This is a genomic window from Brevibacillus fluminis (genome assembly GCF_003710825.1).
Classification (GTDB): domain Bacteria; phylum Bacillota; class Bacilli; order Brevibacillales; family Brevibacillaceae; genus Brevibacillus_D; species Brevibacillus_D fluminis.
The window spans coordinates 553,442-570,868 of the sequence record NZ_RHHQ01000012.1 but is presented as its reverse complement, the minus strand read 5'-3'; the positions used below and the strand labels follow the sequence as shown (position 1 = coordinate 570,868).

Here is a 17,427-nt window from a genome sequence, read left to right as displayed (position 1 = left end):
GCCCACACCTCCCCACTATCCATTTTTCTCCATCGGAAATCAATCCACCTTCTCCAGCGACGGGTTCGCATGCAAGCAAATAAAATACCACCTGCTTCCCTTTGTGAAAAAGGGCTGCAGGTGGCAGTAACCTTCAAATCGGTTTAGACCAGTTCGATGACCGGAATCTCCCCGCCGCACGGTTTCGGTTCGATCGGCTCACCGTGGGAGCGTATGAGCGTATAGTATTCATAGTGGCAGATGACGCCGATATCCCCCTGCATCACGCCCGGATAGGCGCGATTGACCGAGTAGATCTGGCTTTCGTGTGCGCGCAGCGCCTCCGCTTTTTGCTCCCGATAACGGGAAACGTCAACCTTGCCGGTGATCGGAACGGCCGGTTTGGGACCTTGATCTGCGCAATGGTCGTAATATTTCGGGATGGAGACGTAGTAAAAATCGCATGGTTTCGTCTGCTCCACCTGCAAAACGGCTTGTTCCGTCGCGCGGGAGAGAGCGATATGATCCGGGTGACCCGTGACGCCATCCGGTGGAAACGTCACGATGATGTCCGGCTTGAGCTCGAGTAGATAAGCGCGGATACGCGCGGTGAGCTCCGCTACGTCCACCTCGGCAAGCCCTCCGTCTGGATAGCCGAAAAAGATTGTTTCGTTCACGCCGAGCACACGTGCCGCCTGTAGCAGCTCCTGCTTGCGGTGGTTTGCCAGCTCTTCCCTACACGTAAAGGTGAAGCCGCCCGGCTTTCCTTTGCAGCCGAACGTAGCGCAAATCAATAAAATCTCATGCCCGGCTTCATGGTACTTGGCCATTGTTCCGGCGCAGGCAAACGATTCGTCGTCAGGATGGGGAAAAATAAACAGCAACCGTTTCATTTCATACACCTCAAGCTATTGCGCCTGTGCGCGCTTTTCGAGATAGGCCAAGCCTTTTGCAATGACACCGTCAATCGGCTCATGATTCTCCATATCGATCTGGACTTTTGGCGCGATGCTTTTGATTTGTTCCACGACCATTCCCCGCAGCAAGTCGTGCTTTTGCAGCACGCCGCCCTGCAAAATCATGGTGAATGGCACCTCGCCGAGCGCAAGCTTTGTGATGACCGACTGGGCAGCCAACGCCAGCTCCTCGCTCGCTTTTTGCAAAATCCGCACGGCTGCGATGTCGCCCGCTTCTGCCGCGAGCGAGACGAGCGGGGAGAGATCAGCCGTTTTTTCTACGGAAAAATCAGGGCTGTACGCCCAGTTGAAAAGCGCCTCGACATGATCGAGACCAAGGTGTGTCAGGAGCAGACCAGTCAACTGCGTCACGCCCGATCGGCCGTCTGCGGCGCGCAGTACTTCCTGAACGGCCTGTTTGCCGATCCAGTAGCCGCTCCCTTCGTCGCCGACACGGTGTCCCCACCCGCCGGCTCTCGCTGTGGTGCCAGCCCCATTAATGCCGTAGGCGATGGAGCCCGTGCCCGCGATCACTAAGATACCAGCTCCTCCTTTTGTTGCTCCCAGCAGGGCAGCGAACCCATCGTTCTCCACGATCAGATCGTTCACCTGAATGGAAAGCTCGCTCAGTGCCGCTGCCACCATCTGCTGGATAATCTCGCGGTCGCGTCCGGTATCAAGGCCAGCCAGACCGAAGACGGCACACGCGACTTCCCATTCCGCCTGTCCGGCTACGATTCCCTTTCGCTGACACACCTCTTGCATCGCAGCCCGAATAGCTTTGATGACTTCCTGTTTGGCAGCCGCCTCACCGATTCCTTGGTAGTTGCAGGAACCTGCCCGTCCTGTCCCGAGCAACGAGCGGTCCGCTTCCGCAAAGACGGCTAGACATTTGGTTCCACCGCCGTCCACTGCCAAAAGCGGAATCTGGATGCGGGCCATTACGCGCCACTCCATTCGGCCATAGTGTCGTCCAGTAAACGGAGTGCAGCCGCGTTGGTACTTACCCGCTCTTCCCAATCGGTGCGCTCGCTGGCGAGCTTTTGTTTTCTCACGGCGATCATACGGTTCATCTCTTTCGCACTGGGGCCGCCCGGTAGCGAGCGGATTGCGACGAAATGAACGGGATCGAGTGCCTGGGACAGCTGTGCTTCCGTCAGCTTGAGATCGTGGCCGAGCACAGCCTGTGCAGCGTCGTTGACCATGGCAAGGCTGATCTGGTTCGCGCTGATTCCTTGGGCGACCGATGCCTTCACGACATGGCTGACGATGTGATGGGCATTGCGGAACGAAAGCCCATCCGTCCGCACCAGGGTATCTGCCAGCTCCGTCACGGTGGCAAAGCTGCCTTTTGCCCGCTCCAGCAAGCCTTCGCGGTTGACCTCCAGTGTGCCGATCACGCATGCCAGCAAGCGGTACATCTGCTCCAGAACGGAAAGGCTCCGCCATACGTATGGCTGCATGTCATCTTCTGTATCCACGATATCACCAAATGGCGTATTGTGCATCATAGTAAGTACAGTTCCCGCATTTCCCACCGCGCTGGACAGCAGGGAGCGCATATGCTCGAACGAGACGGGATTGCGTTTTTGCGGCATGATCGAGCTGATTTGCACATAGGGGCTCGCCACTTTTACAACGGCGAACTCGGCCGTGCACCATGTCAAAAAGTCTTGCACGGTCCGCCCGAGATTGATCGCAGCCAATTGCGTCGCTGACGCCGCTTCGCCCAAATAATCGGCACCGCCGATCGCATCATAAGAGTTTTCCACCAACCCGTCAAAAGCAAGCAGCTCCGCCATACGCTCCCGGCTGATCGCAAAGCCGGATGTCGTCAGTGCAGCCGCCCCCATGCTGCTGTGATTGCAGGTTCGGTAAGCGTTGGTCAATCGCTCGATGTCGCGGCTAAGCGAATCGACAACAGCGATGATGTAGTGTGCCATCGTAGTCGGCTGCGCCTGTTGGGTGTGCGTGTAGCCGATCATCACTGTCTCCGCGTGTTCCTCTGCAAACGCGAGCAGCTGCTCCTTGAGCAATAGCGCGGAGTTTAGCGCGACAAGCAGTTTTTCACGCAGCACCATGCGGTAGATCGTAACACCCATATCGTTGCGGCTGCGGGCCAAATGCAGATTGCCGGCAATGTCGCCGGCCGCTTTCAGCAGTTCGTCTTCCACCTGAAAAAACAGATCCTCGAATTGGCCGGTATACACCGCCTGACGCAGCGCCTCCACATCAAGCGAATGAATGGCCCGTGCAATCGCTTGCGCTTCGTTTTCATGCAGCAGCTCCGTTTCGCGAAGCATGATCAGATGCGCTTTGTTAATGGCCATCATCGGCCCGAGCAGATGAACCTTCGCCTCGTTGAACGCCGGAGCGAGCACGGCTTCCGTGTAGGTTTTCCCAGGAAACCGCTCCCCCTCCTGCTGGAATATTTGCTCTTTACCTTTCATCGTTTCCACTCCTTCCCGACTGATTGGCCCTACGGCTTTATCGTTTTAAACTGATCATATTGACGAACATGCGGATCGCCCCCGGTACCAAAGCGGGAATTTCGCGGAACCAGGCCAAGGAGCTGTAAGTATAGGTTCCTTTCCCATACGGCGCGGTGAGAAAAATCCCGCGGAATTCCGGCTCTCCCGGATCGCTGGTGGCGATCAGCTCACAATATTCACTGCCCCATCGGGCCGGATTGTAGATCGAACGCTCGTGCACCCAATTTCGCCAGTCGTCGGCGGTGATCAGATTTGGCGTATGGAACACCGGATGATCGGGTGCGAGCACGGTGATCGGCGAATTCTCATCGGTCACCCGCCAGTCGATCAACGATTCGCCCAAGACGATCGGATAGGGCGCCAGCTCCTTTTTCCACTTGTCTTCCGGCTTGTGGTACTGGACGACTAGGTTGCCACCGTTCTCTACATATTGCATGAGCCGTTGATTGCAGCAGGTGAGCTCGCGCAAAAAGCCGTATGCCCGTATGCCCAGCACGATCGTATCATACTGGCTCAAATCGCCGTACTGGATTTCGTTCACTTCGAGATTGACGCAATTGACGCCAATCTGGCGCAAATAGCGGTCGATGTTGTCAAAACCGCTCGACACGTAGCCAACTCGCTGGTTGTGCGGAATGCGCAAATCGAATGCCTGGATCGTCAATTGGGCCGGTTGAATATGATACGTCCGGCGAATGTGCGGGTACTCGATCACCCGTACATCCTTGTCGCTCACGATCGTTCCATCCGTCAGACGGGCGATCGGCCGAATCATGTACTGACCGTTTTCGACGGTTGAACCCGGCCTTACCGTGAACGCTGCCGATTTGGTTTCATCCTGGAAGGAAAACGACAGCTCACATGTGGCAGGCTCTACGCTCCAGCCGTTGGGAACGTCAAGCGTGATCACCGTTCGCGACGGATCGGAACGGTAGTTTTTTACAGCTACCTTGACATCGATCTCCTCAGAGGCGTGCAGCGTGTTGAGAATCGTGGCAGCGGGGCTCGGCGTCAAGGAGTAGGCTGGCAGAACGGCCACCTGCATGTCAGGTGCAACGCGGATGAAGCTCTCGGTACCGAATGCGGCATACTGGACCACCGCGACAGCAGCTGGCGGCTCGTACGGCCGGAATTCGTTGGCAGCTGCGGGAACCATCACTTCAAATGTCGCACTTCCCGTCTGGTTGTAGCCCAATTTGGGGATGTGGACCTCTGTTAGCGGTTCCGACCGCCAATCTTCCGGCAGCTGCAAGCGTAGCTTGAGATCGAGCACATCGATCGAACCACCGTTGTACACCGTGACCGCCATGCGCGTCGTCTGACCCGCGACCAGCTCGCCCGACTCCGGCTTCAGCTTAACGACGAGTGACAGTGCCTCCCTGCTCGCTCTGTTCAGCTGCGCTTCCTTTACGGACAGCCTGTGCAGGACATCGACCTTTGCCTCCTCCGTCAAACCGGATTGCCGGACTACCTCGATCGCATCCGCAAGCGTGGCTTTCATCTGGTGAACGCGGAACGCAACCTGTGCGAACCGCGGATAAGCCGCGAGCACTTCCGCCGCATCCGCATGAAGTCGCAGAAGCGATTTGATCACGGCTGGCTGCTGATGCAGTGCCGCAATCTCCAATGCCAGATCTTCAAACGTAAAAGCGATTCCGTCGAAATAATCCGGCTCCCGGTCTTTTACAGGGTGAATCGATGATTCCAGCTTATAGTAGTTGGAGGTAGGCCCTTCATCGTAATGAACCCCCATCCCCTGACTTTTGTGCATGAAGCGGGCGTCTTCTCCCAGCTGGAGATAAGATGCTCCATATGTCTGATCGTAATCCCCTACAGGGACGGCCACATGGTAATCGTCAGCATCCGCGGGGGAATAAAGCTTTTTGATTTGCCACGGTTTGAGCCCTTTCTCCTCATGCTCGGGAAACACGAGCGGATCGGCGGCATCCGTAAAAGCGCGGCTCGTCAAGATCGCAATCGCCCGGTGGTGCCCGTGCGTGGTCGGTTCATTCAAAAACGTTTGGATGACGACATCGGGGCGAAGCTCTCTGATTTTGCGGATGAGCCGTTCGTAGACGACGGTTTCCCCCCATTTCCGAAACGTCTCATCCGCGCTTTTGGAAAAGCCGAAATCATGGATCGCGTCACCCGGTGACTCGCTCAAGACCCCAAGCGTCACGTTGCACGCTTTGGATGCTTCCTCCAGCTCTCTCGTGCGAATGATCCCGAGCGCATTGCCCAGCTCGCAGCCGATCTCGTTTTGACCGCCTTCCCCGCGCGTCGCTATGATACTCGACGTGCTCACACCTTTTCCTAATGAAAGATACGCGAGCATCGCGCTGTGCTCATCATCGGGATGCGCCCCTGTATTCATCGCGCTCGCGATCGTCGACAGCGGTTTGATCGCCGTCCATAGATCGATCAGTCCATGCAGACTCCTCGTACTGCCTTCACTGTTCCCCACGTGAAGCTCCTCCTTTTTTCCTTACACGGCAGTGCCCGCCTTGTCTCCCGTCAGCTTTTGGGCGATGAACAGGACGACGATGATCACGATGATTTGCAGAACGCCATAAGCGCAGGCCGTACCGAATTCAAAGTTGTACATCCGCTGAAAAACAGCGACAGACAAAGGTGTGGTGCTCGTGGTGAAAATCAGGATGGAAGCGACGAATTCGCCGATACACTGCACGTATGCAAGCAGCGCGCCGGCCAGCACGCCTCCTAGTGCCATCGGGAAAACGACGCGGCGGAAGCTGTACCACCAGGATGCGCCAAGATTACGCGCCGCCTCCTCCACCGATCCGTCCATTTGCATCAGCGTTGCCGAAGTAGAACGGAACACTAGCGGTAGATGGCGGACAAAATAGGCGAGCGGCAAAATCCAGAACGTTCCGATCAATACCTGCCCGAAGCTGAACACCGTCGGCTGATTGAATGCCGCGATCAGATTGATCGCTACCACAGTGCCTGGCAGCGCCCATGGCAGCATGATGAGCGCATCCATCAGTGTTTTGCCGCGGAAACGAAGGCGCACCATCGCATAGGCTGCAGCTACGCCGAAAATAATGATTCCGACTACCGCGATCAAGCTCAGCTTCAAGCTGTTGGCGATCGGCTTCCATGTTTTGCTATCGGTAAACAAATCCATATAATGGCTTGCCGTATACTGCGGCGGCAAAATTTGTACGGTCCATGTGCCATCGACAGAGAACGAAATCAACACCAATACCAGGATCGGCAGCATGAGGATGAGCGTCGCGATGAAGGACAATAGCATCGAGATATACTTACCAGCCTGGCTCTTGATCTCGGTGCGATGGACGCTGATTCCTTTACTCATGTTTTGGTAATTGCGCGCTCCCTGGTACCAGCGCATGATCAGCAAAAATGCGATTGACACGACAGACAAGATCGTCGACTGCGTCGCCGCCATATCGAGATCGCCATTGGTCCGCGCCAAATAAATTTGCATCGTCATCGTCCGGTCGATCCCAAAGATGAGCGGTGCGGTGTAGGATGCCATCGCGATCATGAACACGAGAAGCGATGAGGCGACGATCGCTGGCGTCAGCATCGGGATGATCACGCGGCGCCAGATGGTGAAGCGATTGGCGCCCAGGCTCGCAGCCGCCTCTTCAAGAGAAGGATCGAGCCCGCGGATTGCCGCTTGCGCCGTCATGAAAAAGTACGTATACATCGTGAAGGTGTGCACCACTAGCACACCCCAAATACCTTTTAACGAAAACGGGACCTGCTGAAGATGAAACAACTCTTTTAGGGCGCGCGGGACGATCCCGCTCTCTCCGTACAAAAACGTAAACGATAGCACACCGATCAGCGGCGGCAATGCCATCGGCACCAATGCGAGTACCGAAAGAATTTTGCGTCCGGGAAACTCGTAGCGCTCGAGCAAGAATGCCAGTCCGACGCCGACGATGCCGCAGGTGATCACGCTCAGAACGGAAATGTAGATGCTGGTCCAGAGCGCCTCCAGATTAGCGGTATGCTCCAGACTGAAAAACTTCAGGTAGTTTTTGAAGGTGATTTGCTCATCCACCTTAATACTGGCGATAAACGTTTCAAACAACGGGTAGATGACATAGGCCAATAAAATGAGAAACAGCGGCGCGACAAGGACGTAAACGAAATAAGGCGAGGCGGTCAGGGAAAGTCGTCTGGATGCGACAGGCTGCTTTTCTAGTTCCAGCTTCATGGCATTCCCCTCCTTAGCCTACGAAATAGACATGCTCATGTGGGATGTGTAGCAAGATCTCCTCGCCGCGCTGTTTCACCCGTTTGCCTTGACTGATCATCATGCTTCGCAGCGAAAATGCGCCCGCATTCGTCACGTACTGCGTCGAGGAACCGGTAAACTCGGCGAACTGTATCGTTCCTTTGACGATGTTCTCACCAGCGGAATCGGCTGCTTCCTGGATCGTTTCCGGCCGGATCGAGACGGTCGTTTTTTCACCCGCCGCAAGTTTGCATCGGGGCGAGGCGTTTTGCACCAGACCGGACAAAACCACCTCGGGAGTAATGCGAAGACGCACGATTCCACGTTCGACGGATTCGACGACTCCCTCCAGCAGATTGGTTTCGCCGATGAAGGATGCGACAAAGCGGTTGAGCGGTTGGTGGTAAATCTCGTGCGGGGCTCCGATCTGCTGCACTTCGCCTCCCTGCATGACCATGATGCGATCTGACATGGACATGGCTTCCGCTTGATCATGTGTCACATAAATCGTTGTAATGCCCAGCTCCATCTGGAGTCGTTTGATTTCCTGGCGCGTTTCGTCACGCAATTTCGCATCCAGATTGGACAATGGCTCATCCAGAAGCAAAATTTGCGGCTCGATGACCAATGCCCTTGCCAGCGCGACACGCTGCTGCTGACCGCCCGACAATTGGTCGACGCGCCGGTCGCCATAGCTGTCAAGTCGTACCAACTGCTGAATTTTTGTGACGCGTTCCTTAATTTCATGCTTGGGCATCTTGCGCACTTGCAGCCCGAACGCAATGTTCTCCGCCACGGTCATATGGGGAAACAGTGCGTAATTTTGAAACACCATCCCCGTATTGCGCTTGTGGGGCGGCAATGACGTCACATCCTGGCCGCCGAAGCGGATTCGCCCTTCATTCGGAAAATAAAAACCTGCGATCATCCGCAGCGTCGTCGTCTTACCGCAGCCGCTCGGGCCGAGAAATGTGAAAAACTCTCCGGATTCGATATGAATGTCTACTTCTGCCACGCCTTTCGCATTGCCAAAGCGCTTGCTTACGTGCTCCAATGTTACACTGCTCATGGGAACCCTCCCTTGCCATCACGGTGGAAAATGAGAAAAAAATGAATGTGACTAGACGGAAGTGCCCTTCCGCCTAGTCTTTTGCTACAATCGATTATTTGCCGCCCTTGCCTTTGATGTTTTCATCCCAATACTGCATCCACTCTTTTTCCTTGGATGCCATGACATCCCAATCGAGCTGCAGCGGCTTCAACTCCAGATTTTTCATGAAGTCAGGCAGGTCGTCTTTGCTGATGTCGGTGCGCGATGGGAACTGGAAGCGATCTTTAGCCAAGACGGACGCAACCTCTGGGCTGAACAGCACTTCATAAAACTTTTTCGCGGCATCCATGTTTTTGGCGCCTTTGACCAAGGCTACGCCGTCCACCAAAATTGGTGCCCCGCTTGCCGGATAGACGAAATCAAACGGATGGTTATTTTTCTTGCTTTGCAAGAGGACGTCCTGCAGGTTCCACAGGGAGATCGCGCCTTCTTGACGGTCCAGCTTCAAGTACAGGTTGGTCGGGTCTTGCGTGTATTCTTTCGTATTGGCATCGAGCTTTTTCAACCAGTCATAGCCTTTATCCGGCGTATCCGCACCTTGACGGAAAATCATCGCGGAGTAGATGGTTCTCATTGTGCCGGATGGCAGTACGTTGCGGATCACGATTTTGCCCTTGTACTTCGGATCGAGCAACTCATCCCAGTCTTTTGGCGCATCTTCTTTTTTGATCGCCTGCGGATTGATCATGATGACCTCGGGCAGCAGCATCTCCCCGTACCAGCGATCCTGTTTGTCTTTGTAAAGGTCAGGAACCTTGTCGCTGAACGTAGGCTTGTAAGGCTCGAGCAAATCTTCGTTCGCTGCTGTCGCCAGCGCGGATTGCGTACCGCCCCACCAGAAGTCAGCTTGCGGGTTTGCTTTCTCAGCGCGCACGCGCTCCAAAATTTGCTGCGCACCCATTTCCAACGTTTCCACTTCAATGTTCGGGTACTTTTCTTTGAATTTTGGCAAAACGATTTCAAAAATGTTTTTGTCACGACCCGTATAAATGACCAACTTCTGCGGATCGCCAGACGCAGCTGGCTGTGCCTCTGGCTGCGTGGTTGCCGGTGTCGCCGGCGTTGCCCCGCCATTGTCTTGCGGTTTTGCCGTTTCGCCGCCACCGCCGCATGCAGAGACTGCAAGCGCCAATGAGCTTGCCATCAAACCAAAAATCCACTTCTTCACACCAAACTCCCCCTCTGTTTTTTTTCTGAAAAACGTCTCACGTTTTTCATTAGATTGGATGTGACCGCTTGCGTCAGCACTTTTGTCCCCCGATGAGAGGGGAAAAACGGTCACGACCGTTTTGTTACACTTTATCAAGCAATCTGGCGGACGGAAACGCTTCCAACACGCTGTGAACCGCGCCGACCAGACCTGCTTTCTCCCCCAACCTTGCTTTTTCGATGCGGGGAACGACTGGAACCCATTCGCTCAGCCATTTGCGAATCCGCTCCCCCCCTCTTTCATCGAGATGGATCATCTCTCCACTCAAAATCAGCAGCTCCGGGTTGAGGACGCTGATGATGTTGGCCATGCAGAATGCCCAGTGCCGATGAATGTCAGCAAGCAGCGCTTCCGCTTCCTCATTGCCTTGGTCGGCATGCCAGGCGAGCCGCTCGATGACGCTCTGGCCTTCTTCCAAGCCCGAGAGAATCCCCTTCGCCTTTTCCTTGATGCCCAGCACGGAATAATTGTGTTCAAAGACGCCCAGTTCCTCGCCGTGCCGATTATGTACAGGACCGATCATCATGTAACCGATTTCCCCTGCCGCCTCGCGACTTCCGCGAAAAAACTGGCCGTCGAGGATAATCCCTGCCCCGATTCCCGTGCCCACGTACATGTAGACCAAATTGGATGAGTCGACGCCCACCCCTTTTGCATACTCGCCCATTGTCATCATATTAACGTCGTTATCAATGATGACAGGCAGTCTGAGCTGCTGCTCCATCTCCTGCTGCACTGACAGCCCCATCCAGCTGGTGGACAGCGAATAGCTGACGGTCCCCGTCCCTCTCTGGGTGATGCCCGGCAAACCGACGCCTATTCCTAGCAGACGGTCGCGTGTCAAGCCGCATTCTTTCAACAGATGTCTCAAGGCAGCGTCCAGGTCCGCGATCAGCGCTTTTCCATCTGTCGACTGCTTGAGCCGCATACGCGACTCGGCGATGAATTCCCCTTTGAGATTGGCGATCGCCATCTGCAGATACGAGCCCTCAAAAACGGCGCCCGCGATCGCATATGCCTGGTAGTTGTAAGCAAGCAAAATTGGCTTGCGTCCCCCCTTGGAATCGCCGATCCCGATCTCATGCAGCAAACCTTCTCGTATCATCTCGTCTACCAGTGCGGATACGCACGGGCGACTCAGCTGTGTTTGTTTGGCGATTTCGGCGCGGGATATTTGCTGACCTGCGATCACCTGCTCCAAGATGGCTTCCTTATTTAACTTTTTGACTCGTTTGGTGCCCCCAGTTTTCTTCAGCTCCGTCACCGAATGTTGTCACCACCAAAATTAGTAATTATAACTAACAAAGTTACCCAGATTATACACCCTGCTTTTTCCAATAGTCAAACTATTTTGCTTTATACATTTATTGTTAATTGTAGAAAAATCCGATACGCCCACACGTCGCAAACACACGTTCCTGCTTTTGCGTAATCGAACCTCGATTCTAGCAAAAAACGAGCAACTCCCAACTATCCTTTGGGAAAGATACTCGTTTCTTCTCTACTATAAACGTACTTTCCTGACAAAACCTATCAGTGGGGTTTCTCGCTGTCATCAAGTTGGTAAAAATCTAGCAGGTCTGTGACGATCGCCACCATCCGCTCCTTTAGCTGAAGGGGCTCGATTACCCGAATCGCCTTTCCATAAGAGAGCAGGAAATAGGGAGCCAGCGATTGGATCATTTGTTCATCAAGCTTGAGGTGAACGTGCGTCTCGGAACGCTCGATGACGATGTGACCGAGCATCCAATGATTGCACAGATCATCAAGCGCTTGCGATTTGCCGACGATGTGAACCGAGACCAGGTTGTCCGGCTTTGTCGGATCAGGCAGCAGGCTTTTCATGAAAAAATGCCGGGCGGAAAAATCTTCCGGCCGTACAAAACTCGCTTCCGTCCGAATGAGTGCGCGAATGCGATCGACGCGAAAGCTTCTGATTTCGTCGCGTAAATGACAATGGCCCACGACATACCATTTGTTTTTCCAATTGACCAGCCCGTATGGATCGATCAGCCGGCTTTTGGGCAAAGGCTCTCTGCTCGTCTGATAATCCATCGAAAGCGTACAGCTTTCGGCCACAGACAGCTCCAGCTCCTTCAGGTAATCGGTCAATGACGAGTCGGGCGGCGGTTTGATGACATCGAAGCCGACCATATGGCGGTTGATGGTTTCAAGTTGCTTCTCATTCGTATACCGCTTCAGCTTGGAAACGGCGTTTTCCAACGATTCGCCGAACGGATAGCCCGCTTCCTGGGCAAAAACCGCTGCGTGAATCAGCGCTTTCTGCTCATCAAGATGAAAAAACAGCGGAGCTTCCGTAAATTGAGACAGAAGGCTGTAGCCCCCGTAATGCCCAGGGTCCGAAACGATCGGTACGCCGCTAGCGCAAAGCGCGTCGATGTAGCGATACACGGTGCGAATATTGATCTCAAGCGCTTCAGCCAGCTGCTTGGCAGTCATTCGTTTGCCCACTTTCAGGAGCCACAAGATGGAAAGCATGTTATCTGCTTTTGACATGTTCTTATACATTCCTTTCACGACCGGCACCGACAGCCACAGGCTGAAACGAGTGGGTTTGACTGTCCTTATACTTGCAGCCGTCTTTTAACAAGCTTACATCTACTTCCACAATTTCGAAGCGAATTCCTTGCAGCACCTGTCTGCGTTATTGCGAAAGGAAGAATGCTCGTAAAGTAAAGTTGGCGGCTGATTTTGTCCCAACTCTCGATTGTCCAACTTCTTCCCTTGCTTTTTCTACCTTACTTTCCCTATGATAGTGAGAGACTGCCCTAGTATGGAGGTATTTTGTAACGTGCAGAACATCATTAGAAGAGAAGATATCGAGTTGCTCGCTCCTGCGGGTAATTGGGATTGTTTGAAGGCCGCAGTTGCCAATGGCGCCAACGCTTGCTTTTTTGGCGTAGAAAAGTTCAATGCCCGCGCCCGGGCTGAAAACTTTAAAATGGATGAGTTGCCGGAAATCATGGCGTTTTTGCACCTGTACGGTGTGAAAGGCTTTGTTACCTTTAATATTCTGGTGTTTGAAGACGAATTGAATGAGGCTCGCAAGCTTGTGGAAGCCTGTATGGCCGCTGGGGTCGATGCCCTGATCGTGCAGGACCTCGGTTTGGTGAAATTGATTCGCGAGATTTCGCCTGATTTCCCGATCCACGGCTCCACCCAGATGACGATTACTTCTCCGGAAGCGGTGGAATTCACCAAACCGTTCGATTTGGAGCGTGTCGTACTCGGACGCGAAAACTCGCTGAAAGAAATCAAAAAAATCGGTGACACGGCGAAGCTGCCGATGGAAGTGTTCGTCCACGGCGCGCTGTGTGTCTCATACTCCGGTCAGTGCCTGACATCAGAAATGTGGGGCGGGCGCTCGGCAAACCGCGGCGAATGCGCACAAGCATGCCGCCTGCCATATGATCTGATGGTCGATGGCGTAGAAAAGCCGATGGGCAACGTAGCGTACCTGCTCTCCCCGAAAGATTTGGCCGCGATCGATATCGTACCGGAGCTGATCGAGGCGGGTGTTACCTCTTTTAAAATCGAAGGTCGCTTGAAATCGCCTGAATACGTCGCGAATGTGGTTAGCAAATACCGCGCGGCCATCGATAAATATTTTGATGGTGTCGATGCCAAGCCGAGCAAGGTCGAGCTCCGTGAGCTGCAGCAAAGCTTTTCGCGCGGCTTTACACACGGCTTTTTGGACGGTACCAACAACAAAACCTTGCTGGACGGAACCTTCCCGAAAAGTCGCGGTGTCTTTTTAGGCACAGTGAAAAAAGTGCTGCCAACCGCTATCCTTGTTGAGCTGGACTCTCCGGTCAAGCGGGGCGACGGGATCGTGTTTGACGCAGGTGACCCAACTCAGAAAGAAGAAGGCGGACGTGTCTATGACATCCTGACGAAAGGGCGCAAGGTGGAAGGCGAGGTCGAGCGCGGACAGTATGAAATCGTGATGGGCCGCAATGACGTTAACCTGAAGCGCATCCACGTTGGCGACCGCGTCTGGAAAACGAATGACCCTGAATTGAACAAGCGTCTGCGCAAAACGTTTGAAACCGAAAAGCCGTACCAGACGTTCCCACTCGCCGTCCATGTTAGCGGAAAGACTGGCGAACATTTGAAAACGACATGGGTCGACCTCGGTACCAACCACGCCGTGAGCATCCAATCGGAGCCCCTGCTGGAAACTGCGCTGAAGCGCCCACTGACGCACGAATCGCTCCATGATCAGCTTGGCCGCCTTGGCGGAACATTGTATTACCTTGAGCCTGGCCAGCTTACGGTCGACCTGACGGGAGATGTGATCGTTCCGATGAGCGAGCTCAACCGGATGCGCCGGGAAGCTGTCGAGCAGTTGACGACGCTGCGCTCGGTGCCGCCCGTGTATACCAAACGGAACGTGGACGCATACGCTGACAGCCATTTGGTGAAAAATCGGAAGCAGCCGCTTTTGACTGCCCTTTGCCGCTCGCTCGAACAAATCGAGGCTGCTGCACAAACCGATGTCGACTTCCTGTATGCGGATTTCGAATTCGTCAAGCAATACCCGGATGCGGTGAAGCTTGCTCATCGCTTCGGCAAAAAGATCGCCCTGGCGACCATGCGCATCCATATGCCAGACGAGAATGGCGTGCTTGCGCTCATCGCAAAAGCGAAGCCAGATGCGATCCTCGTCCGCAATACCGGCGCGCTCTATTACTATCTGTCGCGTCGAGATGAGATCTCCATCCCGCTGATCGGTGACTTCTCACTCAACGTGTCCAATCATAAAACAGTCGACCTCTTCCTCGAGAGCGGTATGGAACGCGTAACCGCTTCGTATGATTTAAACATCCAACAAATGGTCGATCTGCTGGGGAATGCCGATTCGCCGAACATGGAGGTCGTCATTCACCAGCACATGCCGATGTTCCACACTGAGCACTGCGTGTACTGCACATTCTTGAGCGAGGGGACCGACCATACGAACTGCGGAACGCCGTGTGAAGAATCCCGCATCTCGCTGAAGGACCGCGTTGGCTTCTCTCACCCTGTGCGTGTGGATACCGGTTGCCGCAATACCGTGTACAACGCGATTGACCAATCGGGCGCTGAGTATTTGCGCGAGTTCATGGATCTTGGCGTCGGCAGCTTCCGCATCGAATTCCTTGAAGAGGAAGCGGAGCGCGTCCAGGAAGTCATCCGTCTGTACCGCCAAGCGATGCGCGGCGAAATTACCGGTACCCAGGTTTGGCGGACGCTGAAGGCGACCAATCAGCTCGGCGTAACCCGCGGCCAACTGACGAAATAAACGAGCGGAAAGGGAGAGAATCATATGGGAGATTTGAACCAGGCAACACAAGAAAATTTGGCGATCATCATCGAAGGGATCAAGGCCAAGCTGAACATGGCCAACACCGCTGTTATGCGGCCCGAAGATTTCGATCTCGCCAACTATGAAGATTTGCTGTATCTGTACAACATGGTGCAGAAAAAAGCCAATTTCAGTATCAATGAGATGACCCTGATCGTCGAAGAGCTGGGTGGCATGAGAAAACAAGGCTAACGAGATTTTTCGGTACAAAACAGAGGCTTTCTCTTGCAGCATTGCGGGAGAAAGCCTTTTTGATACAGATGTTCCCAAGGCTGCATCGCAAGCATGGCGCAGCCAAGTTTTCTACTAGGAGAGATTGCGTGTGACGTCCATCTACGCGCTTCGCGCTTATAACTATTTTTACTTTTCCCTGCTGTCGATCTTCATTTCCTTTTTGCCGATTTACTATTCGTCCCAAGGCATTTCCGCCGCCCAAATCGGTATTATCATCGGGGCCGGCGCGTTAACCGGGATCATCTCCCAGCCGCTATGGGGTATCATCAGCGACCGATACAAAACGGTGAAAAAAGTGATTTTGCTGATTTTGCTATTGTCCATCGGCCTCGGCGTCCTTCTTTTGCAGCTGTCTGCCTTTACGTCCATTTTGCTGTTGACGGTTCTGCTTTACTTTTTCTTTTTGCCAACCGATCCATTGACCGAAAGCCTCAATTACCGCATTTCCCAAGAACGCGGCATCAGCTTCGGTTCGATCCGCATGTACGGTGCTATCGGATACGCCACCGCATCCTTGATCACCGGTTATGTGGCTGACGGATATGGGATGGGCAGTCTCGCTGTTTTGTTCGCGATCTTTGGTGTAGCCACTGTGCTTTCCTGTTTTTTTCTGCCGGATGTGACTGCAGCACGCACACCTGTCTCGCTGCGGGCGTTGGGCCAATTTTTCACGTACCGAAAAACGCTCTGGTTTTTTGCGCTGGTGTTCCTGACCGCGCTCCCCCATCGGATGAACGACCACTTTCTCGGCGTCGCCATCCAAAGCTTGGGCGGGTCTACCGGCTTGGTCGGCCAGGCCTGGTTTTGGAATGCTGTGAGCGAAGTCGTATTTTTTGCGATCAGCTTCTGGTTTTTGAACCGGATGAAAGAAGTGACGCTGATTTCGCTTGCCGCAGCTTGTTACACGATTCGGTATTTTCTTTGTTCACTCGCAGTCACCCCTGAACAAATCGTTGCGCTGCAGCTGATGCAAGGGATCACGTTTGTCATTTTCTACACAGCGGCCATCCAGTATTTGTACAAAGTCGTGCCGGAAGAATGGAAATCGACCGGCCAAACCGTCCTCGCCATCCTGTTTTTCGGTATTTCCGGAATGGTCGGGTCGGTGTTGGGCGGCTGGGTGCTGGATCATTTCGGCACCTCCTCCCTCTTTCTGATGATGGCTGGACTTTCATTCGCCAGCTTGCTGTTCAGCTTGTTTTTGCGCAGCCGTTCCGTCGAAGCAGCGAACTAAAAAAGACCACGTTTTCGTCCAGGCATTTTCCACTCGGACGGGAACGTGGTCTTTTTAGTCTTCTTTCATTCTCCAGTTCAGCAAAATCATCAGCAAGGGAGGAGCTAGCACGAGGGATGAAAGGAAATTAATGGTGGCAGGCGTAATTGCACTGCCGAACACAGCCTGTGGAAAGGGAATGCGGTCGAGCAGCACATCCAGAACAGCTGCGAATGTCAAGCCGACATAATTGCCGACCATAATGAAAATTAGAAACATGACCCACTGCATAGCGGTCAGCTTCCCGTCTTTTGGCGGATACTCCGGCACATACACCATCAGCCCGCAGAGCAGCCCGATGATTCCGTTGCCCAGGCTCCAATTCCACCAAAACTGGTTATTTAGCCAATCAACACCGATATTTCCCAAAAAGCCGGCGATAAACCCGTACACCGGCCCATAGACACCCGCAAAGGCGCTGAGCAGCGCGATCGCCGGCCGGAAGCTGTTGTTGGCAATTTCAATGTCAGATGTAGCGTAAGAAAACAAGGAATAGAGCAGCGTCGCGACCGCCAACGTAATCCATGTTCTCTTCTTATATGACGGTCGTAGCATCCCCATCCCTCCCTT

The 17,427-nt window shown here is 53.9% G+C and carries 13 protein-coding genes; 3 read left to right on the top strand and 10 right to left on the bottom strand.

Annotated elements, in window-relative coordinates; genetic code table 11:
* Positions 1-143: 143 nt before the first annotated feature.
* The 9 genes from EDM56_RS16795 to EDM56_RS16755 all read right to left on the bottom strand — a co-directional run bounded on the left by EDM56_RS16795 (position 144) and on the right by EDM56_RS16755 (position 12,499).
* On the bottom strand, positions 144-872 hold the full coding sequence (locus tag EDM56_RS16795; protein ID WP_122919019.1) for a PIG-L deacetylase family protein: 729 nt from the start codon (positions 870-872) through the stop codon (positions 144-146).
* 15 nt (positions 873-887) lie between these two features.
* Entirely contained in the window at positions 888-1,877 is a 990-nt protein-coding gene (locus EDM56_RS16790; RefSeq protein ID WP_122919018.1) for an N-acetylglucosamine kinase, read from the bottom strand.
* Entirely contained in the window at positions 1,877-3,385 is a 1,509-nt protein-coding gene (gene argH / locus EDM56_RS16785) for an argininosuccinate lyase (protein ID WP_122919017.1), read from the bottom strand. Before argH ends, EDM56_RS16790 begins: the two co-directional genes overlap by 1 nt.
* Positions 3,386-3,422: 37 nt before the next feature.
* Positions 3,423-5,891, bottom strand: coding sequence for a PIG-L family deacetylase (locus tag EDM56_RS16780; protein WP_246009416.1), 2,469 nt, complete (start codon positions 5,889-5,891; stop codon positions 3,423-3,425).
* A gap of 21 nt (positions 5,892-5,912) precedes the next feature.
* Positions 5,913-7,640, bottom strand: a complete 1,728-nt coding sequence (locus tag EDM56_RS16775; protein ID WP_122919016.1) for an ABC transporter permease — start codon at positions 7,638-7,640, stop codon at positions 5,913-5,915.
* A 13-nt stretch (positions 7,641-7,653) separates the two neighbouring features.
* On the bottom strand, positions 7,654-8,730 hold the full coding sequence (locus tag EDM56_RS16770) for an ABC transporter ATP-binding protein (protein WP_122919015.1): 1,077 nt from the start codon (positions 8,728-8,730) through the stop codon (positions 7,654-7,656).
* Positions 8,731-8,824: 94 nt separating this feature from the next.
* On the bottom strand, positions 8,825-9,916 hold the full coding sequence (locus tag EDM56_RS16765) for an extracellular solute-binding protein (RefSeq protein WP_122919216.1): 1,092 nt from the start codon (positions 9,914-9,916) through the stop codon (positions 8,825-8,827).
* A 148-nt stretch (positions 9,917-10,064) separates the two neighbouring features.
* Positions 10,065-11,246: an ROK family transcriptional regulator gene (locus EDM56_RS16760; protein WP_122919014.1), complete on the bottom strand. Its 1,182-nt coding sequence runs from the start codon at positions 11,244-11,246 to the stop codon at positions 10,065-10,067.
* Between the two features lie 269 nt (positions 11,247-11,515).
* Positions 11,516-12,499, bottom strand: coding sequence for a helix-turn-helix transcriptional regulator (locus tag EDM56_RS16755; protein WP_122919013.1), 984 nt, complete (start codon positions 12,497-12,499; stop codon positions 11,516-11,518).
* Between the two features lie 295 nt (positions 12,500-12,794).
* Between EDM56_RS16755 and EDM56_RS16750 the strand changes: the two genes are divergently transcribed.
* The 3 genes from EDM56_RS16750 to EDM56_RS16740 all read left to right on the top strand — a co-directional run bounded on the left by EDM56_RS16750 (position 12,795) and on the right by EDM56_RS16740 (position 16,818).
* A complete protein-coding gene (locus EDM56_RS16750; RefSeq protein WP_122919012.1) occupies positions 12,795-15,287 on the top strand; it encodes a U32 family peptidase in 2,493 nt (830 codons plus the stop codon).
* 24 nt (positions 15,288-15,311) lie between these two features.
* Entirely contained in the window at positions 15,312-15,542 is a 231-nt protein-coding gene (locus EDM56_RS16745) for a DUF1128 domain-containing protein (RefSeq protein WP_122919011.1), read from the top strand.
* 130 nt (positions 15,543-15,672) lie between these two features.
* Complete coding sequence (locus EDM56_RS16740; RefSeq protein WP_122919010.1) at positions 15,673-16,818, top strand: MFS transporter; 1,146 nt, start codon at positions 15,673-15,675, stop codon at positions 16,816-16,818.
* Between the two features lie 54 nt (positions 16,819-16,872).
* On the opposite strand, the gene EDM56_RS16735 is transcribed toward EDM56_RS16740, so the two are convergent.
* Entirely contained in the window at positions 16,873-17,412 is a 540-nt protein-coding gene (locus tag EDM56_RS16735; RefSeq protein WP_183192475.1) for an ECF transporter S component, read from the bottom strand.
* Between the last annotated feature and the right edge of the window lie 15 nt (positions 17,413-17,427).

Bases quoted from the DNA above. Each gene is read 5' to 3' on its own strand.
- EDM56_RS16795 (WP_122919019.1), bottom strand. From the start codon at position 872: ATGAAACGGTTGCTGTTTATTTTTCCCCATCCTGACGACGAATCGTTT.
- EDM56_RS16790 (WP_122919018.1), bottom strand. From the start codon at position 1,877: ATGGCCCGCATCCAGATTCCGCTTTTGGCAGTGGACGGCGGTGGAACC.
- argH (WP_122919017.1), bottom strand. From the start codon at position 3,385: ATGAAAGGTAAAGAGCAAATATTCCAGCAGGAGGGGGAGCGGTTTCCT.
- EDM56_RS16775 (WP_122919016.1), bottom strand. From the start codon at position 7,640: ATGAAGCTGGAACTAGAAAAGCAGCCTGTCGCATCCAGACGACTTTCC.
- EDM56_RS16770 (WP_122919015.1), bottom strand. From the start codon at position 8,730: ATGAGCAGTGTAACATTGGAGCACGTAAGCAAGCGCTTTGGCAATGCG.
- EDM56_RS16765 (WP_122919216.1), bottom strand. From the start codon at position 9,916: ATGGCAAGCTCATTGGCGCTTGCAGTCTCTGCATGCGGCGGTGGCGGC.
- EDM56_RS16755 (WP_122919013.1), bottom strand. From the start codon at position 12,499: ATGTCAAAAGCAGATAACATGCTTTCCATCTTGTGGCTCCTGAAAGTG.
- EDM56_RS16745 (WP_122919011.1), top strand. From the start codon at position 15,312: ATGGGAGATTTGAACCAGGCAACACAAGAAAATTTGGCGATCATCATC.
- EDM56_RS16735 (WP_183192475.1), bottom strand. From the start codon at position 17,412: ATGCTACGACCGTCATATAAGAAGAGAACATGGATTACGTTGGCGGTC.